The organism is Rheinheimera tilapiae, from assembly GCF_042432165.1.
Classification (GTDB): Bacteria; Pseudomonadota; Gammaproteobacteria; order Enterobacterales; family Alteromonadaceae; genus Pararheinheimera; species Pararheinheimera tilapiae.
Map to the genome: position 1 here is coordinate 210660 of NZ_JBHLXP010000001.1, position 23106 is coordinate 233765.

The 23106-nt window shown below is 52.8% G+C and carries 20 protein-coding genes; 13 read left to right on the forward strand and 7 right to left on the reverse strand.

The genetic code is table 11. The features are described from left to right. Window positions 1-15: 15 nt before the first annotated feature. Together ACFFJP_RS00960 and ACFFJP_RS00965 are read left to right on the forward strand one after the other, a co-directional pair. Window positions 16-711 carry a 2OG-Fe(II) oxygenase gene (locus ACFFJP_RS00960; RefSeq protein WP_377239479.1) on the forward strand — a complete coding sequence of 232 codons (696 nt, stop codon included), beginning with the start codon at window positions 16-18 and terminating at the stop codon, window positions 709-711. 135 nt (window positions 712-846) lie between these two features. Further along, complete coding sequence (locus ACFFJP_RS00965) at window positions 847-1368, forward strand: lipocalin family protein (protein WP_377239481.1); 522 nt, start codon at window positions 847-849, stop codon at window positions 1366-1368. Between the two features lie 20 nt (window positions 1369-1388). On the opposite strand, the gene ACFFJP_RS00970 is transcribed toward ACFFJP_RS00965, so the two are convergent. After that, window positions 1389-2012, reverse strand: a complete 624-nt coding sequence (locus ACFFJP_RS00970) for a glutathione S-transferase family protein (protein WP_377239484.1) — start codon at window positions 2010-2012, stop codon at window positions 1389-1391. Between the two features lie 534 nt (window positions 2013-2546). Here ACFFJP_RS00970 and ACFFJP_RS00975 point away from each other — a divergent pair. Together ACFFJP_RS00975 and ACFFJP_RS00980 are read left to right on the forward strand one after the other, a co-directional pair. Beyond that, a complete protein-coding gene (locus ACFFJP_RS00975) occupies window positions 2547-3980 on the forward strand; it encodes a hypothetical protein (RefSeq protein WP_377239486.1) in 1434 nt (477 codons plus the stop codon). Between the two features lie 393 nt (window positions 3981-4373). Beyond that, window positions 4374-4661 (forward strand): hypothetical protein, encoded by a 288-nt coding sequence (locus tag ACFFJP_RS00980; RefSeq protein WP_377239488.1) that lies wholly within the window; start codon window positions 4374-4376, stop codon window positions 4659-4661. Window positions 4662-4855: 194 nt separating this feature from the next. Here the strand turns inward: ACFFJP_RS00980 and ACFFJP_RS00985 are convergent, their stop codons facing one another. The 4 genes from ACFFJP_RS00985 to ACFFJP_RS01000 form a co-directional block, all read right to left on the reverse strand. Then, on the reverse strand, window positions 4856-5647 hold the full coding sequence (locus ACFFJP_RS00985; protein WP_377239491.1) for a rhamnogalacturonan acetylesterase: 792 nt from the start codon (window positions 5645-5647) through the stop codon (window positions 4856-4858). A 64-nt stretch (window positions 5648-5711) separates the two neighbouring features. Next, window positions 5712-6836, reverse strand: a complete 1125-nt coding sequence (locus tag ACFFJP_RS00990; RefSeq protein WP_377239493.1) for a pectinesterase — start codon at window positions 6834-6836, stop codon at window positions 5712-5714. Window positions 6837-6840: 4 nt separating this feature from the next. Next, complete coding sequence (locus ACFFJP_RS00995; RefSeq protein WP_377239495.1) at window positions 6841-9357, reverse strand: DUF4861 family protein; 2517 nt, start codon at window positions 9355-9357, stop codon at window positions 6841-6843. Window positions 9358-9511: 154 nt separating this feature from the next. Beyond that, the gene (locus ACFFJP_RS01000; protein ID WP_377239497.1) at window positions 9512-12337 is read right to left on the reverse strand and encodes a TonB-dependent receptor; all 2826 of its coding nucleotides are present in this window, start codon (window positions 12335-12337) and stop codon (window positions 9512-9514) included. A 387-nt stretch (window positions 12338-12724) separates the two neighbouring features. On the opposite strand from ACFFJP_RS01000, the gene ACFFJP_RS01005 reads away from it, so the two are divergent. The 9 genes from ACFFJP_RS01005 (at window position 12725) to ACFFJP_RS01045 (ending at window position 21630) form a co-directional block, all read left to right on the forward strand. After that, the gene (locus ACFFJP_RS01005) at window positions 12725-13492 is read left to right on the forward strand and encodes an SDR family oxidoreductase (RefSeq protein ID WP_377239499.1); all 768 of its coding nucleotides are present in this window, start codon (window positions 12725-12727) and stop codon (window positions 13490-13492) included. Between the two features lie 35 nt (window positions 13493-13527). Then, complete coding sequence (kduI, locus tag ACFFJP_RS01010; RefSeq protein WP_377239501.1) at window positions 13528-14370, forward strand: 5-dehydro-4-deoxy-D-glucuronate isomerase; 843 nt, start codon at window positions 13528-13530, stop codon at window positions 14368-14370. Window positions 14371-14450: 80 nt separating this feature from the next. Beyond that, window positions 14451-15527, forward strand: coding sequence for a TRAP transporter substrate-binding protein (locus tag ACFFJP_RS01015; RefSeq protein ID WP_377239504.1), 1077 nt, complete (start codon window positions 14451-14453; stop codon window positions 15525-15527). Next, window positions 15520-16020 carry a TRAP transporter small permease gene (locus ACFFJP_RS01020; protein ID WP_377239506.1) on the forward strand — a complete coding sequence of 167 codons (501 nt, stop codon included), beginning with the start codon at window positions 15520-15522 and terminating at the stop codon, window positions 16018-16020. The genes ACFFJP_RS01015 and ACFFJP_RS01020 overlap by 8 nt, the downstream gene beginning before the upstream one ends. Next, window positions 16020-17315 carry a TRAP transporter large permease gene (locus tag ACFFJP_RS01025; RefSeq protein ID WP_377239509.1) on the forward strand — a complete coding sequence of 432 codons (1296 nt, stop codon included), beginning with the start codon at window positions 16020-16022 and terminating at the stop codon, window positions 17313-17315. The genes ACFFJP_RS01020 and ACFFJP_RS01025 overlap by 1 nt, the downstream gene beginning before the upstream one ends. Window positions 17316-17452: 137 nt before the next feature. Beyond that, window positions 17453-18472, forward strand: a complete 1020-nt coding sequence (locus ACFFJP_RS01030; RefSeq protein ID WP_377239512.1) for a LacI family DNA-binding transcriptional regulator — start codon at window positions 17453-17455, stop codon at window positions 18470-18472. Window positions 18473-18985: 513 nt separating this feature from the next. Beyond that, window positions 18986-20269, forward strand: coding sequence for a glycosyltransferase (locus ACFFJP_RS01035; protein ID WP_377239514.1), 1284 nt, complete (start codon window positions 18986-18988; stop codon window positions 20267-20269). A gap of 205 nt (window positions 20270-20474) precedes the next feature. Continuing rightward, window positions 20475-20894: an LIC_13387 family protein gene (locus ACFFJP_RS01040; protein ID WP_377239516.1), complete on the forward strand. Its 420-nt coding sequence runs from the start codon at window positions 20475-20477 to the stop codon at window positions 20892-20894. Window positions 20895-21012: 118 nt separating this feature from the next. After that, window positions 21013-21630: a LysE family translocator gene (locus tag ACFFJP_RS01045; RefSeq protein ID WP_377239518.1), complete on the forward strand. Its 618-nt coding sequence runs from the start codon at window positions 21013-21015 to the stop codon at window positions 21628-21630. Between the two features lie 430 nt (window positions 21631-22060). Here ACFFJP_RS01045 and ACFFJP_RS01050 read toward each other — a convergent pair whose 3' ends face one another. Both ACFFJP_RS01050 and ACFFJP_RS01055 read right to left on the reverse strand, forming a co-directional pair. Further along, window positions 22061-22609 carry a DUF1697 domain-containing protein gene (locus tag ACFFJP_RS01050; protein ID WP_377239520.1) on the reverse strand — a complete coding sequence of 183 codons (549 nt, stop codon included), beginning with the start codon at window positions 22607-22609 and terminating at the stop codon, window positions 22061-22063. 9 nt (window positions 22610-22618) lie between these two features. After that, the gene (locus ACFFJP_RS01055) at window positions 22619-23080 is read right to left on the reverse strand and encodes a DUF4920 domain-containing protein (protein ID WP_377239522.1); all 462 of its coding nucleotides are present in this window, start codon (window positions 23078-23080) and stop codon (window positions 22619-22621) included. Window positions 23081-23106: the final 26 nt, after the last annotated feature.

The following is a 23106-nucleotide window of genomic DNA, read 5'->3' on the forward strand; positions in this document are numbered from 1 at the left end:
ATATGGCTGGCGTCGATGTGGCTAAATGAACAGCAAATCAGTGCTGAGGCTGTGCGCGGTTATCGCCAGCAATTAAAACACAGTTGTCCGCGCCATCTGGTGCTCGATAACCTGTTTGATCCGCAAAAATTGCAGGCGGTGAGCCGGGTGTTACAGCGCAGTTCGCATTGGCAAACCCAGCAACACAGTTATGCGGCGCTTTATGTCGATGCCGCGCAGTGGCAACAAACCCCGCAGGCCGAGCGTTTTGTGCAGCGCGATCTGTGGCAGCGCAGCTCTGCGGCGCAGGGCGATGATGCCGAACAACTGGCGTTGGCGTTTCTGCAGTTTTTGCGCAGTGAGACCTTTCTGGCGTTGTTATCGCGTATTTTCCGCGTCCAACTGACTGATATTCATGTGGCGAAGCCAACGCTGAATACCAATTACTTTCGCTTAAGCGCGGCTGATTTTGTCAATCTGCACGCTGATGATTCGCCCGGGCGGGAAGTCTGTATGTTGTTGTATTTAAATGAAGACTGGCAGAGCGGCGCCGGTGGTGAGCTGATGTTCGCCGCCGATGGCAACAGTCCGGTGGCGATAGCGCCGCTGTTTAATCGCTGTGTGTTGTTTGACCCTGCGTCGCCGGGCGCTGAGCATTGGGTAAACGCCGTCAGCAGCGCTTTGCCCGGGCACTATCGCTATAACGTCACCAGCTGGTATTGGACTGAGTAATAAGCGCCATTAAATATGTGTTTGAGAAATGCCGGCTGTTATTTACTTTCCGAATCCAATGTGCGCCAGCACTGAGACAAAACCGTTGCAGGCGCGTACTGCTGGGATAACTCTGATCTGATGGATAAATTGACAATGCGTAACCTACTAAAAGCTAGCCTATTGGCCACCACATTGCTGCTGACCAGCTGTACCGGCATCCCCGAGGGCCTGACGCCGGTACAACCGTTTGAACTGAACCGATATTTAGGCGAGTGGCACGAAATAGCCCGGCTCGACCATTCGTTTGAACGTGGTCTGACGCAAGTCACCGCCAATTACAGCCTGAACCCGGATGGCACGGTGAAAGTACTGAACCGCGGTTTTTCTGCCGAGGACAACGAATGGGAAGAAGCGGAAGGCCTGGCCAAAATGAACGGCCCTGTCGATCAGGGCCGGTTAAAAGTGTCGTTTTTCGGGCCTTTTTATGGCGCGTATAACATCGTCAAACTGGCGCCGGATTACAGCATGGCGCTGATTGTCGGGCCGGATTTAACCTACGGCTGGATCCTGGCGCGCAGCTCTAATCCGGATAAAACCCAGTGTCAGGAATTTTATGCCGAAGCCACGCGGATAGGCATCGCGCCACAAAGCTGGATCCGGTTGAGTCCTTGCTAAGACTGGCGCAGGCCGTGGCGTCAGGCCACGCCATTAAAACAGAACTGCTGCGCCGCCGGGCGCTGAGCCAGCCTTTGCTGATAGGCCGCTAAATGAGGCAGTTCCAGCCGGTCGGACAGCGGTGTTTGCAACCAACGGTTCAACGAGAGCCCCAGCACAATATCAGCCAGCGTGAAATCGTTCCCGCAGATATAAGCGCCGGTTTTGGCCAGTTCAGCATCAAGGATTTGTAGTTTCTGCTGCCACTGCTGTGCGCTTTGGGTGATCGCCGCTGGGTCACTAAAATCCGGGTGCTGGCGCACCAGTGCCATAAAGGCATAACGCCAGGCCGGGTTCAGTTCGCAGGCCTGCCAGTCCATCCATTGTTCAACTTTAGCCATTTGCTGGAGATTGCTGCCAAGTAGCGTCGGATGACCGCTTTTTCGCACCAGATAACGGCAAATGCTGTTGGATTCCCACAACACAAAATCGCCATCCTGCAACACCGGCACTAAGACATTGGGGTTGAGCTGGCGGAATTCCGCCGTATCAATGGGGGCAAAGCCGCTACCACAGGGGATGAGTTCAGCGTTGATGTCCAGCTCTGCCAAAGTCCACAACACTTTGCGCACGTTAATCGAAGTAGGTTTGCCGTACAGTTGCATCGCAGCTCTCTGCGCCGGTCTGGCCGGCCTGGTTGATTGAGTTGGTGGTATTCAGAAAATGCCGTGGCTATTCACCACAGCTGTTTGGCCGCCACATCACATGTGTTTTTATCATAATGATTGGCACCGCGCAGATAAACCAAGCTGCGGTAACAAGGTGTTTCCTATAGCTGCCGATTGGTGTCGGAAGTGTTCGATTTCAATCAGTTCGGTCATGTAGCAGCGCAGCCGTACGTATAGGGAACAACGCAATTTCTTGGACCAAACTGTGCCGGCTTTTGCTGTCGTAGCCAAAGAGAAATCTAGCTTCTGTTGGCGCGATGGAGCTGGTCAGTCGGTTCTTACGCCGTTAGCGATGGCTGTGATTTTATCAGCGCTGCATGTCCAAGGTTTTTCCTCAATTGATCGTAGCTGTTTGGCTGCTGGCCGGTAAAAATGGCAACTGGATTTGTCTTGAAATCATTGATGGTAGCTGTTGTTGCCTTTATGTAACATACCGGCCGACATTGAGCAAAACAGACAAGGATAATCAGGATGTTACGTTGGGTATTGCTGGCGTTTAGCTGCACTTTTACTGCCGTCGTTGCTGCGGCTGATGGGCAATGGCATGCGGGTGAATATCAAGTGTTGTTGCAGACGCGCAGTGCCGTCGCACCGGAAAACGCAACTGAGCCGGAGTCCTGTGTCCGGGTGCTCAAAGATGGACAAGAGCTGTATCAACGTTGTGAAATGCATTTAACCGTGGGTACAGCTGAGGACAACGACTACCAAATTACTGACCAAACCGGAGATGGGATTCCTGATCTCGTATTGTCGAGCTGGAGTGGTGGTGCGCATTGTTGTCGGACAGTCTATCTGCTGCAGCTCGGGACAACCGTTCGCGAAGTGCAAGTGTTCGATGCAAAGCATAGTGATGGTGTGACATTTCGTAACCTTGATACCGACGCCCCTCTAGAGCTGGCAGGCATGGCAGATTGGAGTTATGCCTATAAATTCGGTTCGTTTTCGTCGTCGTATGCACGGCCATCCGTGTGGCAACCAGTTGGCGATCACTATGAAATCGACACTGGGTCATTAAGTCAGCCCGCGTTGAGTGCAAGCGAATTCAGCAAAAGAGTCAGTGAGTTTCAAGCAAATGAGGAATGGCAATATCAGAGGGTACCCGCTCCGTTAGTCTTTACAGCATTGGAACTCGCAACGGCTGGCCATTTGATGCAAGCCATAGCCTTGGTTCAGGAAAGTCAGCCTGAGGCAAAACCGGATTCGGCCGCGATCCGTTTTTTAGCGCAGCTCACTGACGTTTTATACGAGTCGGAATGGTGGCGCGAATACATCTATTTAAATTTATCCAGTGCTGTGCGTTTGCAACGCGACAGCATAGTGCAAGTACCATCCGGCGTAGTGGTTGGCAGGGAAAAATCTACCGCAACAAATTATGCAATAGGGGTACGGCCGGCTCATGACAGCAACTATTTTGCCTATCAGGCTGACGGCATTGCACTGCACAAAGTCGCAGCGGCCAGTCAACGGGTCGCTGCAATTCAAGTGGAGTTCGAAAAAGATGATCGCGGGCACTATCAGTCTCAGCTGAAGTTGAAAAAGTCACAAGCGCCAACGCCGGTGACGAAGTCGTTCACAATGGAATATGTCAATCATATCAAATCATTAAACGCTGCGATTATGGCACCCAGCCCCGCCACTCCCGGTAAGCATTCGTTGGCGGCAGCCGCGGTGCAGCCACTCACAACTAAGTGTCCAGCCGCGGTATTGACCATACAAACTGAGCAGTTCTTGGGTAAAACTTATTCGCGTTTACAAGTACAAGCCCCAGAGCGGCAGAGTTTGTTATTGCCTTGGGGCTCTAACCTCGAGTATTTATCCTGTGAACCCGGACAACCGTTACTCGTCGGCCTGTTAACGTGTCGCGGCAACGGCTATTGCGGGCAAGCCCTGGTTGCGCAGTTTTAGAGATCCTGCTGATGTTTCCTGCCAAAGGTTTGCTGGCACAGATTGCGCTGCGGCGAGAGCATCTTGAACAACCAACAGTGTGAGATGTTGTGATTAGATTCGTTTGGATATCCGTGGATTGTGCGCTGTACGGTCGTCGCGCCGGAAAATGAATTGAAACACTTTAAAAATCAGTTTTTAACGGCGCCAGTTACGATAAATGCCGGAATTTTCCGCTATACCACTTTAAGAGTTTTTCCATGGATAATCTGACGCATTCGCCACTCTTCTGAGTGGTCACCAGCATTTAGCGCTGCGGCGCGGACTGACGCCGGCTGCATTTTTTGCAAAAACGCGATGAAAGCTGCAGTGTGCATGAACACGGCGTCATATAAACAAGGAAGTAATCTGCATATGGCTTTAGATGTAGTGGGCGATTTACTTGAAGTCGTTGGTCGATTTCTTTTTAGAATATTAAACGAAGTATTAGTCGAGTTTCTCTGTAAAGGAACCGGTTATTTAATCTGTAAACCATTCAAATCAAATGTAGATCCTGATGGATTTTTAGCCTTTGCGGTCGGCTTTATTTTTTGGCTGGCTGCAGTGATTCTAGGTTTTCAGCTCTACGAATTTATTAAGGTTGACCAATGCCTGGATTCTGGCGGTAGCTTTGATTATGCAAACAAGAAATGTGTGAAATAGCGTTTTGGTCAAGCGTCGCTACCACCGAAAATCTGCATGCGAGCGCCTCAATGGTGGAATTGAATGAATCACGTCAGGGGCTGGATTTGCGCGAACCCGGCAGCGGCAGCCACGGCGCGAACGGGCGAACGCAGTGGTGGCGTTGTTGGGTTTGTTGGCGCCACACCCAGTCAATATATAAATAAATCAATAGTTTATAACAGTTCCCGCCAGGCAAATTGAGCCAGCGGGTGTTGCCGCGTTTTTAAATCCCGCACAAACAGCTGGGCTATCCAGCTGGCGCCTTGCACCGATAAATGCGTGTTGTCGATTTTGCCGTCCGGGAATTGTTGGTACAGCCCGGCGGGGACCTGGATGAAATAGGCTTGGCTGTTGGTGGGGCCGAAGCGGGTTAAGTCGGCGCAGCTTTGCGTGTTTAAATCAAACAACTCAACTTTTTCACTGGCGGCGACTTTGCGGGCAGCTGCGGCGTAGTCGGCCAGATTGTTTTCCAGTTCGCCTTTGTCGTTAAAACTACGGCGGCAAATCGAGGTGGCCAGCATGGGTATCGCGCCTTTGCTGCGCACTTCGCTGATAAAACGGCGCAGCAGTTGCGGGTAGGTGGAGTCCACTGCGGCGTAACGCGCCGGGTCGTCTTGTTTCTGGTCATTGTGGCCAAACTGGATCAGCACATAATCGCCTGCGCTTAAATCACTGACCAGCAATTGCCAGCGGCCTTCGTTGAGAAAACGCAGCGTGCTGCGGCCATTGGCGGCGTGATTGATGATCGACAGTTCCGGCAACATAAAAGCGCGCAGCAGCTGGCCCCAGCCGCGTTCGGGATAATTCAGATTAGGTTTGTCGCCCATAGTGGAATCGCCAACCAGATGCAGGCGCGGCGCCGGTATCGACGTGCTGGTGCCGGTTGGAATGCCGGTGGCTTGGGTTGGAGTAGGCAGCATCAAAAGTCCCATCAGGAAAAAACATACAGTAGCGAATTTGGTCATTGGGGTCATCCGGTTGTTGGGTTAAAAGCAGCGGCGTTTCGTAAGTCCGTACCCAAGTGATTGTTTATTTGTTGCTGAGCCATTGCCGGCTGCGGGCCAGTTCGGCCAGTGGCTGCCAGCGGGCACCGAACAGCGTCATGCTGGCGCTTTGCGCATCGGCGTAGGCTGTTGCTTGCTCAGCGTTGAAATTGTCGGCTAGCCAGGGATATGCCGGGCTTTGGTTTTGAATTTGATTCTGCAAATAGAAATTACGGTCGCCATAACGGTTCGGCTGGTCGCGCTGTGGCTCGTCGGGGTAAGTGCGGCGGAAGATTGGCTGGTTTGCCAATGCGCTGCTGAATTGGTTGCCGCGCAGCACAAACTGGCCATCGTAATGACGCCGACCGAGCTGAAAGCCGCTGACGCCGTGAAAACGCGAATTTAGCACCACCAGCTGTTGCTCGGGCGACAGCTCGCCGTCGTGCCACAGCGTGGCTGCCTGGTTGTAGTTAACAAAATCGCTGTCGAGCACCAGCGCGCTGCCACGCGGGCACAGCAGGTCGACCCGGCCGCTGAAAAAACTCTGGCGGTGCAAATACATGCCGTTTTGTTTGTTCCACAGGCTCATGGTATCGGCGCCGTTGCTGGCAAACTGGCTTTGGTCGGTGATGATGCGAGTGGCTTTGGCAAAACTGCGCACGGCGAACTGATGTTCAAACCGGGCCGGATCCTGCGGGTTTTCCAGCGCGTAGCTGTTGTGCACAGCTAAATCCAGCAACTGAATATCACTGGCGGCGATATTGACCACCGCTGCGCCCCAGTCTTTTTCTAAATCTTTGCCAGAGGGCAGGGCGCTGCTGTTGCGGTTGGCCAGAAAATGCTGCCGAAGTATCGGGTATTGGATAACGGTCTGGCTTAAGCCACTGCCGGCCAGCACCACTTTATCCCGCTTTAAGAACAGTTTTTCGCGATAAAGCCCAGGCGCAATACGGATGACGGCCCAGCGCTTTGCATCTGGTCCAGTGGTCGGCAAACTATCGAGTGCCGCCTGAATGGTGTGGAAGCTATTGGGTGTGGCGGTCGGGGCAACCTGACGCCACAGCGGTGGCTGGTCTATGTCCGCCGCCACTGGCGCTTTAGCTGTAACGTCTGCCGCGGCAGCACTACTGACAAACAGCAGCGCGCAGCACCAGGCTAAAACCCAAAGCAAAACCTTATTGCAGCAGACGCGCAACCTGCACCCCGGCCATGATAAATGGACCGACGCCTTTGGCATCGTTGCGGATCACCGGCTCATTCTGGTAGTAGTCGTAGCTGCCGTCGCGGCCAAAACCGAGGCCGGCGACTTGCACCATCTGGGTCAGATGCGCAGTGCCGTTGGCGTCGACCAGCACAAACTGGTTCAGCAGTCCCTGATACGCCTGCAGTGTAAAGTCGCGGTAGCTGTTGTCGATCAGGCCCTGATTCAGTGCTTTGGCATAAAAATAGACAAACATACTGCTGGCGCTTGATTCCAGATAATTGCCAGGCGTGCCGGGTTTATTTGGAATTTGATACCAGACCTGTGAGGCCGGGTCGACGTGGGCTTTTAACGCCACCGCCAGTTCACGGGCCATCTGCTCCAGTGGCGCGCGTAAATCGCTGCGCTCGCGCGGAATAAAATCGAGCGTATCGACCACTGCCATCGCTAACCAGCCGATGCCACGGCTCCAGAATTCCGGCGACAGGCCGGTGGTTTTATTGGCCCAGACTTGTTGTTTTTGCTCATCCCAGCCATGGAAATACAAACCGGTTACCGGGTCACGCAGTTTATCGCGCACCGCAACAAATTCATGTACCGCTTCTTCTAACCCCTGGCCGTTGTTGAACAGCTGGTTGTGATGCGCCAAAAAAGGGATGCCCATGTAGACGCCGTCCAGCCAGACCTGATGCGGGTAGATTTTTTTGTGCCAGAAGGCGCCATTGCTGGTTTTCGGGTGATCTTTGAGCTGGTCGCGTAACAAGGCAGTGGCTTTTTGGTATTTGACTTCACCGGTTTGCTCATAAGCACGCAGCAGCACATTGCCGCTGTTAATGCTGTCGATATTAAATTTTTCGCGCTGATAGCTGTGAATACTGCCATCGGCGGCGACAAAAGAGTCGGCCATATTCAGCATCGCTGTTTTATAGGCCGGGTTTGGTGCGAGCTGATGCAAGTCGTCAAAGGCCTGCAACAGCAGGCCGGTGGTGTATTCAAAAGTGGTGGGGCGCTCGCGCTCAAAATCCCAGCCGCCCCAGACATAATGCGGGGCCTGCAGTTTTAAACCGGCATCGGCCAGTTGCTGGCTCCAGTAAAGCGCCTGCTGCGCCGTGAGTGGCTGACTGACGGCCGCTTTTGTCGCTGCATTGCTGATTTTGACGCGGATCGGCCGGTCCAGAATTTCCAGCTGTTGCTGTAAATAGCTGACAAAATCAGCCTGATTCGTGATGCCGTTTTTCTCGCCTTGCCAGGCGGCCAGCAGATGATAATCCAGTTTGCGTGCCGAATTGATGCCACCAACTTTGGCAGGCGCTAAGCCGGTTAACTCCATCACCGCGACATGGCTGTTGGCATCGGCGGTCAGCTTTTGCAGTTTGCCGCGTTTGAAGATCACCGCCATCCCCAGCAAATCATTGTTCAGGCTTTGTTTGCCATAAGTCGCGAGGTAGGTGTACTGATGACCGGACACTTCCAGCGTGCCTTGCAGCAGCTCGGTTCCGGCGTGTTTCACCAGACCAATTGCCAGATTATCCAAAGGCGCGGCGTTGCCTGCTGGCGCTGCTAATTCCAGCTGATTGCGCAGCAAACGGCTGCCCGCCTGCATGCTCAGGTGGGCACGTACATCCAGCGTGCGGCCGGCGATTTGCCAGTCGTGATAATCAATGCTGAGCGATGAAAACAACGGGCCGGACTGGTGAATAGTCGCGCTGTGGCCTTTGAGCACCGACACGCCTTGCGCTGCACTGCCGTCCCAATAACCAAAACCACCGGCACCTAAAGACTTGCCGACTTTGAGTAAATCCAGGCCCCAGGGCTGCATATTGTGATACGAGCTATAGCCATCCAAACCGACCTGATGCAGCACCGGGCTGCCGGTAATATTGCCAAAAATGTCAAAGCCATTGCGCCAGTCGAGGTAAATGCGATACGCCACGCGGTCCGACTCAATGCCCGGGCCTTCGTAGCGGATAAATTCAGAATGATCAGTATATTGCGGTGGCGGCGTCAGGCTTTGCACGTTCTCAAAAGTGCCGCCTTGATAGACTTTACCTTGCCACTGCCCACCGGTTTTTTGCGAAATTTCCGCAGCGGTACGTTTGACGCTGGCTTGGGCCGGAATGGGTTTGACCTGCCATTGTTGCTGTTCGCCGGCAGCAAAATCCGCCATCGCCAGCAGGCTGTCGAGGCTGCCATTACCGTCGCTGTCGATGAGCTGGCTCGGCACTTCGCGCGCACCTGCCCAGACCGATAACGACCCCGGAATGCCGACGACGCCTAAATCGGCGAAGGCCACCGTCACTGCTGAATCCGGCCGGGCGAAGGCTGATGGATTGGTGACGGTCAATTCAGCCAGGCCGGCTGGCGCCGCGGTCGTGACGGTCGTCGCAGATGGGGTAGGTTTGGCGCAGGCGCCAAGCAGTGCGGCGGTAATCAGCACAGCCAGCGGGGCGCGAAAAGAACAAACAACATGAAAATCAGAATTCTGCAGCACAGGCGATACCGTCCAAAAAAGGCAGCGGGCAAGGCGCACCCGCTGCAAACATCCAGGAAATCAAATCGGTTGGAACTCGCCGATCTGCTCCTTGCCGGGAGATAAAACCGGAGCCGGCGTTGACCGGCTCCCCTTACAACATGTCAGTCAAGCATCAATATTTGTATTGCACGCCGAGGTAATACTGGCGGCCTGTCTCGTGGTAATAAGTCAGGCGGTCACCGGCGCTGTCGACCCACTGGTCGTCCACTTCGTTGGTCAGGTTCAGCGCTTCAAAGCTGACTTTCCATTGCTCAGTGAAGGCATAACTCATCGACGCATCGACGTTGGTGGTGGCATTAGTGCCTTCCATGTCGTTGTTTTCACGGCCGATGGCAGTGGTTAAGTACTTGTCGCGTTTGGCTAAACTGACACGGGCATTCAGTTTTTCATGCTCGTAATACAGCGTGGCAGCCACAGTCGAGCGGGACAAACCGGTCAGGTCACGCGTCGCCTGCACCACGCCAGTGGTGTTGATGTAGTCCATCTGGGCTGACACGTGGGTGTAGTTGCCGATAAAACCAAAGCGGTTCCAGAAATCCGGCAGGAAGGTAAATGGCAGCTGATAGCTGATCTCATAACCTTTTAAGTCGCCGCCAGGACCGTTTAATGGCGTGGTCACTGACCAGTCAACGTTTTCAGTACAGCCGGTCGCCTCGCCATAACCAGGGCCTGCAGTACAGGCTGCAACTGCCGCGGACACAGGTAAGCCGGTTTCAGTGAACGCTTTGGTTTCCCGCAGTGTCTGGACATGACTGTCGATATCTTTCTGGAACAAAGCAATGCCGAGCATCGACTCGTCGCTGAAGTACATTTCCAGGCCTAAGTCATAAGTTTTGGCGCGGGTTGGTTCTAAGTACGGGTTACCACCGGCGACACTACGCGCGCTACCAGACACCGATACCGACACGTTCGGCCGAATGGCACCGAGGCCAGCGCGTGCCATCACTTCGGCATAACCAAAGCGCACAATCACGTCTTCCCAAGGCTCATAGTTCAGGTTCAGTGACGGCAATAGCTCGTCATATTTGTGCTCGACTGTGACCTGGGTTGGCGTGACACCCACTGTCGCCCAGGCGGTGGAGCTTTGTTCGGTTTCGACACGGCGTACGCCGGCGTTACCCCAGAACGGCGCTTCATTTAAGTAGGTATTGAAGTTCGCCATCAGCCAGATGCCTTTGGTGTTTTCTTCGGCCGAATAGTTATCGTCGCGGCGGAAATCTCTGCTGACCGTGAAGACACCGCTGTTGCTGTAGATACCGTATTTAGCATCGATGGCGGCAAAATCCGGCACCAGCCAGTTTGGATTCGGGCCCAGGCCAGAGTTATAGGTTTTGATCAGGTCTGGTGTATAGACAATCCCTGCACCGTTTTCTGTCTGGCGGCGCGCTTCAAAGCTCTCGAAGCTGAAGTCTTTCTGGTGCAGACCACCTTTGAGGGTCCAGACGTCGTTGACGGTCCAGGTCAGGTTCAATTCAGCACTGTCGAACTGGTTTTCGGCACCGAGCGGGCGCAGCCGCACTGAGTTCGAGGTCCAGCCGGTTGGTTGGAAAATGCTGTCGCCGAAGCTCAGGATCGGGCTTTGGCGCGCACCGTCGCGGTAGTCGTAACTGAAGGCTGCACCGGTTTTTTCCATCACCAGCGTGGTTTGTACCGGGTTATCGAATTTCGATACTGCAGTGCCAACCATCGCATCAATTTTCCAATTGTCGTTGATGTGGTGGGCAAAATTCAGGTTGACCTGGTGGAAGTCGGTGCCGAGTTCGTCAAAGCGGTTTTCCGCGCGGACTGTGGCATTTTCGAACTTGCCGTAGGTCATGGTGTTGGTGTCGTCGATAAAATACTCCAGCACATTCATGTTGCCGGTATTACCGCTCGCAGCTGTAGCTGTGGTCGGGCGGTTCGCGCCGGCGTTTAAGATGCCTTGCAGGAAAATTTCATTGCGCGTGGCATCAGTGCTGGCGTACAGCATATCCAAATCGATTTTGGTGTCGTCATTCGGCCGGTATTGGAAGGCCGCGCTGGCACCAACCCGTTCCATTTCATGGGTGTAAGAATCGTAACGCGGCAACCGTGGCCGGAACGCGTTGTTGATGGTATTCAGTTCAGGCGCTGTGGTTGAGCCTTTGTAACGGCCGAAGTCGTTGACATTGGCCCAACGTACGGTACTGGCACCCTGGTCTTTTAAGCTGCGCTCGGAAAAAGAGCCGGAGATTAACGCACCGAATTTGCCGTCGGCGAAATGGTCGCTGATCAGGAACGAGGCTTTCGGGTCATTTTTCTCTGATAAGTCGTTGTAGCCGAGCTGGCCAGAGGCGGAGAAGGTAAAGCCGTCATAGTCAAAAGGCCGCGCGGCACGCAGGTCGACGGTCGAGCCCAATGAGCCTTCTTCAACGTCGGCACTGGCGGTTTTACGTACCGTCAGCGAGCTGAATAAATCAGACGAAAAAGTGTTGAAGTCAAAACCGCGACCGCGGTTGGCGCCACCGATTTGGTCGGTACCGCCCGACGTTGAAATTGCTTCCATGCCGTTGATGCGGACACGGGTAAAGTCAGGGCCTAAACCCCTTACTGTGATTTGGCGGCCTTCACCGGCGGCACGGCTGATGGCAACCCCCGGGATACGTTGTAGCGATTCTGCCAGGTTTAAATCCGGGAAATCGGCAATGTCTTCCGCCATGATGGCGTCGATGGCGCTGTCAGACTGACGTTTAACGTTCAGTGCATTGGACAGACTGTCGCGAAAGCTGCCGGTCACTTCAATGACTTCGATGTCTTCAGCGGCTTTGGCTTTTTCTGCGGCTGTTTGTGGCGTGCCTTGTGCGGCTTGCTGTGCGGCGTCTTGGGCGGCCAGTGCAGCGGCACTGTAGCTGCCGGTCAGTGCGATGGCCATTGCCAGAGTCAGCGGTTGCAGGCGCCATGCCTGTTTGAGAGCTGCCATGATGTCTTCCTCGTCGGGTTTGTTCTTATGGTGCCATACGACTTTAGCCGTTGACGCTTTTTTATCTGGCCCGTCTTTAGGAGCTGTTGACTTCAACACCCCCAAGGCAAGCCCTGTTGATTCGTTTTTTGTTTTTGTCTATCGGTGGCAAAATTCGCTTGCGTTTTTCTGCCACCGATGGCAAAAAGCTAACACCAAGCCATAATCACTGTCAAACCCCGTACAAAAAAACTGCAAAAAAAATGCAGCTTAGGGACAGTGAACAGGTAAATTTGGCAGAACACTTCCATGAAAATTGTTTATTTTCATATGGATATAAAAGTGTAACCTGAAGTGACAACAGCACGGCTGCCCATACAACAACAGGGCCGGCCCAAGGAGAGACGCATGCAACTGCAACAACTGTTTGGCCTGACCGGCAAAAAGGCTTTAGTGACCGGTGCCAGTCGCGGCTTAGGTCAGGCGATCGCCATGGCACTGGCTGAAGCCGGGGCCGAAGTGTTGTGTGCCAGTTCAGCGCCGGGTGGCAGTGACGCGACGGTCGCCGCTATCCGCCAACAAGGTGGACTGGCGCAAGCATTTTCATCCGATTTAGCCGATAGCAACGCAGTGATCCAGTTGGCAGAAAAAGCACTCGATTACGCCGGGCATCTCGACATTCTGGTCAACTGCGGCGGCACCATCAGTCGTACCCCGGCAGTGGATTTTGCCTTTAGCGACTGGCAACAAAACTTAGCCGTTAACCTCGATGCCACGTTCCTGCTGAGCCAACGTTTAGGTGCGGCGATGATTGAACGCAGAAGCGGCAAAATTATTAATATCGCCTCGATGCTGTCGTACAGCGGCGGCATTACCGTACCGGCTTATACCGCCAGTAAACATGCGGTGGTTGGGCTGACGCGGGCGCTGGCCAATGAATGGGCGGGGTTTGGCGTCAATGTGAATGCGATTGCTCCAGGCTATTTTAAAACCGACAACACGGCGGCACTGCAGGCCAATAGTGACCGTAATCAACAAATTCTTAGCCGTTTGCCGGCAGGGCGTTGGGGTGAACCTTCAGACCTGGCCGGTGCCGCGATTTTCCTCGCTTCCAGTGCCAGCGACTATGTCCACGGCCATGTGCTGGCAGTCGATGGCGGCTGGCTGGCGCGCTAAACCTGAATTTTTTTTACCAATTTTCCGGAGTTTTTATGAGCATCGTTTTTACCAACCGCTACGCCACCCACCCGGATGACGTGAAGCATTACGACACCGACAAACTACGCCAGCATTTTCTGGTCGACAACCTGATGCAGCCCGATGTGCTGGTGCTGAACTACACCCACTATGAGCGGCTGATTGTCGGTAGTGCCGTGCCAGTCAAAGGTGCTGTGGTGCTTGAAACCGTTGATGCGCTCAAGGCGGAGTATTTCCTCGAGCGCCGTGAGCTTGGCGTGATTAATATCGGCGGTGCCGGTGTGGTCGAAGTGGACGGCACGCCTTATGCGCTGAATTTCCGCGAAGCGCTGTATGTTGGCAAAGGCGCGCGCGACGTGCGGTTTGTGTCAACGGATGCTGCCAATCCGGCCAAATTTTATCTGAACTCCACGCCGGCGCATCACCAGTATCCAACCCGGCATATCACGATGGCCGACTGTAATGTGCTGAATATGGGCGCGCTGGAAACCAGTAATAAGCGCGACATTTACCAGCTGATGATTAAAGGTGTGGTCGACACTTGTCAGCTGCAAATGGGCCTGACCGTGCTGCATCCGGGCAGTGTCTGGAACACGATGCCGGCGCATCAGCATGACCGGCGGATGGAAGCTTATTTTTATTTTGGCCTCAGTGAAGGCCAGCAGGTTTGCCATTTTATGGGCGAGCCACAGCAAACCCGGCATATTTTTGTCGGCAACGATCAGGCGGTGGTGTCACCGCCATGGTCGATCCACAGCGGTTGCGGCACCGGCAGTTACACCTTCATCTGGGGCATGGCTGGCGAAAACCACGATTACAACGATATGGATAAGTTTCCGGCCAGCGCGCTGCGCTGATCCTGGGTTTATCTATGTAAAGCCGGCGCCGGCACGATAAAAAAATATAGCCAGCGCCTTTTCGCGACAGGGGAGACAACATGTACAGCTATATCCGCCGCAGCGGTGTGCTGGCGCTGAGTTTGATATTCAGTGTCCTGCTCAGCAGCTGCAGCAAACCGGAAGAACAAGTGCTGACCTTACGGATGGCCCATACGCTGGACCAGGAGCACGTCGTGCACAAAGCGATGGTTAAACTGGCCGAGCGGCTTGATCACTATTCACACGGCACGATGAAAATCCGCATTTACAGCGGTGGCCAGCTGGGTTCTGAGCGTGAACTGATTGAGTTACTCCAGATTGGCGCGCTGGCACTGACGAAAGTGTCGGCGGCACCGCTGGAAGGTTTTGCGCCCAATATGCAGCTGTTCAGTGTGCCTTACGTGTTTCGCGATGAAGCGCAGTTGTGGCAGGTGCTGGAAGGTGAGATTGGCCAACAGCTGCTGGCTGAACTGGCGCCGGTGCGGTTAAAAGGCCTGGGTTATTACGATGCCGGCAGCCGCAGTTTTTATACCACCAACAATAAAATCTCTACGCCGGCAGATTTGGCCGGGCTGAAGTTTCGCGTGCCGAACAGCCAGACTGCTGTGCAAATGGTGCAAACGCTGGGCGGCGCTGCGACACCGGTCGATTGGGGTGAGCTTTATACGGCGCTGCAACAAGGCGTGGTCGATGGGGCGGAAAACAACCCACCGAGCTTCTACCTGTCGCGCCATTACGAATTATCTAAATACTATGTGCTGGATGAACACACCGCAGTGCCGGATGTGATTTTGATGAGCCAGCATATCTGGAACACGTTAACCAGCGAACAACAAGGTTGGTTAGAGCAAGCCTTTGCCGATTCTGTCGCCTGGCAACGCGAGGCCTGGCAGGCGCAAACCCGCGACGCGCTGGCTAAAGTCAAAGCCGCTGGCGTGGAAGTGATTTATCCGGATAAACAGCCCTTTATTGATGCCGTGCAACCGCTGCATCAGGCGTTAAAAGATACGCCAGTCGGCGCTTTGATGGCGAAAATTGCCGCCTTACCTCCGGTGACAGAAACACCTGTAACAGTACCACCAGTGACCGCACCTGCTGGCGCTGTTCCGGCAACACAGGAGCCGTCACATGAATAAAACCGTATTTTGGCTGGATGAAGTCTTAAAACGCCTGCTGATTGGCCTGATGGCGGCCATTGTTGGTGTGGTGTGCTGGCAGGTGGTGTCGCGCTTTATTCTCGGCGAACCGAGCTCGATGACCGAAGAGATCTCCCGCACCTTGTTGCTGTGGATCGGCATGCTTGGCGCGGCGCTGGCCTATCGTACCGGCCAGCATTTGGGCCTCGATATTGTCACGTCAAAATTTAGCCCGCAGTGGCAGCGCCGGGTGGCATTTTTGCTGACCGCGCTGGTGGTGCTGTTTGCGCTGGCGGTGATGGTCGGTGGCGGTGGCGCGCTGGTACAGCTGACCTTTGAGCTGAACCAGATGTCGGCAGCACTGGGCATTCGCGTGGCCTGGATTTATCTGGCGATCCCGCTGGCCGGGTTTTTGATTGCATTTTACGGCCTCTGCCAGCTGATTTGTTTATGGCGGGGCGACACCTTGTTGCCAACCGGAGGCTGCGAATAATGGAAATGTCTGCATTGGTGCTACTCGGCATCTTTTTTATCCTGCTGTTTTTAAATGTGCCGATTTCGTTTTGTATTGGTTTGGCCACGCTCGGCACTATGTTGCTCAGCATGGATTTACTACCGGCGCTGACCACATTGGCGCAGCGCATGGCCGGTGGTCTGAATAGCTTTGCGCTGCTGGCCATTCCGTTTTTTGTGTTATCGGGCCTGTTAATGGGGCGGGGCGGTATTGCCAAACGGCTGATTGAATGTGCAATGGCGTTAGTCGGTGCGCTGCCGGGTGGCCTCGCCTTAGTGAACGTGTTGTCCTGTATGTTGTTCGGCGCCATTTCCGGCTCAGCCGTAGCGGCGACTTCTGCCATCGGTAGTTTTATGCTGCCGGAAATGAAAAAGCAGGGTTATGACGATTCATATAGCGCAGCTGTGACCGCTGCTGCCGCCACGACCGGCATGCTGATCCCGCCATCAAACATCATGATTGTTTATGCCATCGCCAGCGGTGGCGTGTCGATTGCTGCGCTGTTTGTTGCCGGTTATTTACCGGGCATTTTACTGGGTGTGGCGCTGATGATTGTCTGTGCCGGCTATGCCCGGATCAAAGGCTATCCGGTGGGCGCGCGTTTACCACTGAAGCTGGTCTTCAGTAAAATTGCCGCAGCGGTCCCCAGCCTGCTGATGATCATCGTGGTGATTGGCGGCATCATTAAAGGCGCTTTTACTGCGACCGAAGCCGGTGCTATCGCTGTGGTCTATTCCTTTGTGCTGGCGGTGCTGGTGTATAAAGAAGTGGCCTGGGCTGATTTGGGCAAAATTCTGCTGAAATCGACCGAAACGACGGCCATTGTGCTGGCACTGATTGCGACTTCGGCGGCGATGTCGTGGATTTTGTCGTATGAAAATATTCCGCAAAGTATCAGTGCTGGTTTGTTGGCGCTGAGCGAAAACCCGATCATCATCCTGCTGATCATTAACCTGATTCTGTTGGTGGTTGGCGCTTTTATGGATATGACGCCAGCGGTGCTGATCTTCACGCCAATCTTCTTGCCGGTGGCGATGGAGCTTGGCGTGTCACCGCTGCATTTTGGCATCATGATGATCCTGAACCTGTCGATTGGTTTGGTATCGCCGCCGGTCGGTAGTGTGCTGTTTGTCGCCTGTGCCGTGGCCAAAGTGAAGCTGGAACAGATGATCAAACCGCTGTTGCCGATGTATGCCGCGATGTTTGTCGTGCTGATGCTGGTGACTTATGTGCCGGCGATCAGCGAATGGCTGCCGTCTGTGGTGGGTTTGTAACAGGGCTATTGGATGAAACAGGAACAAAGCTGGTTGGTGTAGCGCTTCACCAGCTTGTTCATTAGAATGGCGCTGCCGGCTTTTGGCTGTGTGCAGCGCTGTACCCATTATACCGCTCGGGGAGAACTATCATTTACATGCTCAAATCATCCACTATTAACGATGTGGCCCGCTTAGCCGGTGTGTCCAAACGCACGGTCTCGCGGGTGATCAATGGCTCGCTGGCAGTCGGTGAATCGACGCGGGTCAAAGTGGAGAAAGTGATTGCTGAGCTGAATTATTCGCCGAGTCCGCAGGCGCGTGGCCTGGCGTCGAGCCGCTCTTACCTGCTCGGGCTGATTTACGATAACCCGGATGCGTTATACCTCGATGATGTGCAGCGCGGCGTGTTGGAAGTCTGTAGCCAGCTGGGTTACGAACTGGTGGTGCACCCGTGCCGCTATCGCAGCGAAACGCTGGTGCAGGACTGTTTTGCGTTTATTAACCGCTCGAAACTCGATGGCGTAATTTTACTGCCGCCAGTGTCGGAGCTGGATCATCTGGCTGCGGCGTTAAAAGAAGCCGAGCGGCCTTATGTGCGCTTAACGTCAGTGCTGTTAGACGAGACCTATCATTCGGTGGTGTCGGACGACCGCGCAGCAGCTGCCGAAATGGCGCGTTATTTCGCTCAGCTCGGGCACCAGGATATCGCCTTTATCAGCGGGCCGCAGCGCTATAAATCGTCCACCGAACGGATGGAAGGCTTTCAGCTTGGGCTGTCGGCCTATGGCATCAAGCTGCGGCCGGACTGGATTGTCGAAGGCAATAACAGTTTTGAAACCGGTATCGAATGTGCACAGCAATTGCTGAGCGGCACCGACAAACCAACCGCCATTTTCGCCAACAATGACCAAATGGCCGCCGGTGTATTAAAAGCCGCGCACGAGCTTGGTATCAAAGTGCCGGAGCAGTTATCAGTCGCCGGTTTCGATGACAACTTACTCGCCAGCCGGATCATTCCGGCCTTAACCACCATCCGTCGTCCGGTGCGGCAAATGGCCCAGCTCGCCGCCACCAAAATCATTATGGATATTGAAGACAACCGCCACGGCGCCGGTCATGTCGCCGCCAAAGTTGCGCCGACGCTGGTGGTGCGGGAATCAACCAAGCGGCTTTGATATTTTTTGTAGTGGTGCTGCTTTTGGCAAAGGCTGGAATGATGTTTTGTGCCAGTTGCGGTCTTTGGCGACAACCGTTGTGCGACAACCGGTGGGTTTCGCTGCGCTCTACCCACCCTACCAGCCAGCGGCCCGATCGTAGGGTGCAATGAGCAAAGCGAATTGCACCTTTGACACCTGTCGCAGCATCAAACAGCCTGAACGGAATGTCTGCAAATCGCTCTTTACCGCTACAACATCGCAAGGATTTTCTGCACTGTCGCCAGATTACGGGCCGTGATCAGCCGCCATTTTTTGCTGATCAGCAACTTTGCCATCAGATAGCCAAAACCACTTTAAGTAACCATCAAATTGACTGAAACTCAGCGCTCGCTGCAACCGTAGTGCATCCTTTAATCTAGATAATGTTTTACGAAATGAACCTTAGCTATCAGTTGCATCGTCTTTATCACATAAGAATTTCGCTACATTGGCTCATCGGCTGGCGAAAATTAATCGTGATGGTGGTTCTCAGTGAAAATTTTGATACTCACTTTTGGGTCGACAGGTGACGTTCTTCCTTACATTGCGCTTGGGAAAGGATTGGCGGAAAAAGGTCATGACGTTGTCATTTGTACGAACTCAAGATTCGAAAATTTTGTAGTCAAATACGCAATGCGTTACGCATACATAAGCGATGACATTACCCAACTCATTGAATCCGAATCTGGCAGAAGAATGATTGAGGGGCTAAATGGGGCTGTCGGTTTTCTCAAAGCAATGTGCTCAATGATTGGAAGGATTGGCGCCATTCAGACCAATATCATCAATGACTCTTGGATGGCAGTAAAGACCAACGAACCGGATGTTATTGTTTTTAGTCCAAAAAGCTATCAGGCGCGGCATTTCGCCGAAAAAATCGGATGCAAGGCGATTGCAGCCCCTTTATTTCCTCAGCATGTTCCGACTGCAACCCGACCCAGCTTAGGGTTTCCACGATTGGGCAGTTATAAAGGGTATAACCTTTATACCTATAAAATAGTGAGGGGTATTAGTCAGTTGATTGCTGGGAGCCAGATAAAAAAATGGCGTATCAGTCATGATTTATCACCTGCTTTTAGTGGGATTGATATTTGCCATGATATCGCTGGCAACAATATTCCGGTCATAAACGGCTACAGCAAAGCTTTGATCCCACCACCCGAGGACTATCCAGAAAATGTACACACTTGTGGTTTCTGGTTTCTACAGCAAGCATCAGGTTGGATACCTCCAGCCAATCTGGTCGAGTTTCTAACGCAAGGTCCGGCACCGGTTTATTTCGGCTTCGGTAGTATGGCCTCAGTCCGGTCAAAACGAATTACTGCCATCATTGTAGAGGCTGTAAAGCGCTGTGGATGCAGAGCAATATTGGCTACTGGATGGGGCGGTCTATCTCCTGAAAGTTTGCCAAATTACATGTGCCAAATTTCATATGCGCCGCATGACTGGCTGTTTCCAAGAGTCAGTGCAGTGGTCCATCACGGCGGAGCAGGCACAACCGCCGCAGGTTTAAAAGCTGGCCGACCAACGCTGATCTGCCCGATATTCGCTGATCAACCTCTTTGGGGGGAGATTGTATTTCAGCTTGGTGCTGGGGTTGCGCCTATTCCGCAAAACAAGCTCAATGTCCTAAAGCTATCCATAGCAATCAATGAGTTGCTTCATGATCATCGAATAAAAATGAAAGCACTTGAGATTGCTGAGCAACTTAATTGTGAGGATGGAATAGACAATGCAATTTCGGTTATTGAATCAGTAATGACTAAATCAGATTGATTTTGAAAAGAGATGGTAGAAAACTATTCATTGAATTGAAATTTACGGCTGAATAATTGGTTTGTGGGGTAGTGACTGGCGGTTTAATTGTTGCGTCGGCTTCCTCAACATAGTGAACGTTTCAGCTTGGCTGCTAAATCAGGATGAATCATGAACAAAAATCAGCCGCTAGCATTTCACCATCCGAATGGTATTTGGAGTCACTATGACTGAAATTTCAGCAGTTCTCATCGCTAGCAGTGCATGCCTTGTCCTGATGTTGGGAGCTATTCATCTTTTTTATACCTTTGTAGGCAGCAAGCTACATCCCCGCGATGCGGAACTGAAAACACGGCTTGATCAAGCGCCGTTGATACTGACACGGGAAACCAATATGTGGGCGGCGTGGCTTGGATTTAACGCCAGTCATAGTGTAGGCGCATTGCTCTTTGGCGCTCTTTATGGGTATCTGGCTCTGATGCAAAGTGAATTGCTGCTTCAGTCGGGTTTTCTGCTGGCGCTGGGTCTGATAACGCTGACCGGCTACGTATTTTTAGCTAAGTGTTATTGGTTTAGTATCCCTTTTCGCGGCTTTTTACTGGCCTTTGTTTTGTATGCCAGCGCAATCATTTTTGAGTTTATCTGATTCCTGACTAAGTCTGAGAATGAAAGAACATTTGAATTAAGATTTATTTATGATAGCGCTGTGCAATCGCACAACGCCCATGTTCACATGCTAAGAATTTAGCCTCATGGAGGGGTCAATGAGTATAGAAGTTTGGATTTCCTTTATCGCTGCAGCGTTGGTTCTGTGCTTTTCGCCAGGCCCGACCGCGTTTTTAGTCATGGGGCAGGCATTGGAACATGGGAGAAAGTCTGTTTTGCCTTTGGTGGCGGGCACGCTATCTGGCGATATCATTGCGATGAGTTTTTCCTTTATCGGTATGGGTGCCGTACTAGCCACGTCAGCAACTCTATTCTTAATCTTAAAGTGGGTTGGTGCGTTGTATTTGATATTTTTGGGAATCAAAGCTTTTAGAACCAAAATCGAACTTCATATCGAGCCAAAGCAAAATGATATTAAGAATGGCTCCGTATACCTCAATGCGCTATTGGTGACTGCATTAAATCCGAAAGGCATTATGTTCTTTATGGCATTTTTTCCAATGTTTATAAATAACGATGAACCTATATTGCCTCAGATGTTTGTTTTAGCCGTTTCGTTCTTAGGGGCTTCAGCTACTAGCGTTTCTTTTTATGCACTATGTTCTGGTTTTTTGCGTAGTAAAGTTAGCGCTGTTAATTTTCAGAATATGTTTAATAAAGTAAGCGGCGGGATGCTTATCAGTGCAGGTGTAATCACTACAACAATTCAAAGATAACTATTTTAAGCTAAATTTATTTTAGAAAGTATCTTTTAGCTGAATAGTTGTTTCCGCAAAAAGCGCAGAGTACTCGCCCCGGCTCTGACTAACACCCTGGGTCCGGCACCAATAGTGCGGCAATGGTGTCAGCATGGTGTCATTGTCAGACGTACAAAATGGTTAGCGACACTGATAATGGTACTGAGTTGCGGTCTGATTTTGCTCAACAGTGCACCGCTGTGGTTACCGTTGACGGTCAGTGCGGTCTGGTTATGGCGCCGGCCGCAGTGAGGTTTTGTGGCAGAAACGGTCAATTGACAATCCGTATGGGCCGCCTGACCGTCACACGATTGCCCCTGCCCGCATTCCGGGGAATTCGGGTAGGCAAAAGGCCTACCCCAACAACGTATCAAATCTCCGTTTTTCGCTCTTTACTGCCAATTTCCTGCTACAACATCGCAAGGATTTTCTGCACAGTCGCCAGATTACGGCCCGTGATCAGCCGCCATTTTTTGCTGACCAGCAGGTTTGCGATCGGGCATTGGTTAATCCCATCTGTGCAATAAAGATAAAGCGCATCGTTGCCAATCTGTAGCTTTGAATTGGTCGCAGGCAAAGCAGCTGCAACGCTGGCGAATTGCGCCAGGATTTGTGGGTCACGACAAAAACCGAGCAAAAACCGGCTCGGGTCTGGCTCGTTGCTGCCGGTCATCACTTCAGCATTGACCGCTGCCGTAGCGGCCTGCAGATCGGCGGCGGTTTTGACAATACAATGCAGGTCCAGTCCGGTTTCTGCCAACAGGGCAGCCGCGATTTGGTCGCCAAGCAGGTTGCAAGCAGGACTGGTTGGTAGGCTGAATACCGCATTGCCGGAATTGAGCAGCGTCCGTACCTGCTGCGCGCCGAGTTGCTCCAGCACCGCTTTTAACGTGGCCATCGGTAAGCGGTTGGCTTTGCCAACGTTGATGCCGCGTAGCAGCAGAATATAAGTAGTCACAGACCCGCCTTATTCAATCAATACTGAGACTGGCTCAAACTGATACAGCGTGATGGCCGTTTGCACTGCGTTGGCATCAAAGGCTTCGCCTTGTTCTTCGGCGCGGTGTTTCAGGTAAGTTTTAGTTTGTTCCAGCGTCATCGGTTTGGCCTTAAGCGAGCCATGCGCGTAGGCGTTTTTGCCTTTGGCACTGACCGGGAACACCATGTCGCCGTCTTTAACTTTCAGCCGGAAAGTCGGTTGGTCGGCAGCAGTGGCAAACTGCATCCAGCAGCCTTTTTTCTGGCAGACCGCGTCAATTTTGCCTTGAACTGTAAAGGGTTGCTGCAGATAACCTGCGGGTTTAGCCAGTACTTGTGCGACCGTCACACTGCCTGATTTGGCAAAATCAAAGGCCGGGCCAAAACTCTGGCTGGCGCTTGCCAGCGGGCTGAACAATAAGGCCAAGGCTAAAGCGATGGTTTTTTTCATCGGGAACATCCTGTGGTTGAAAAAAA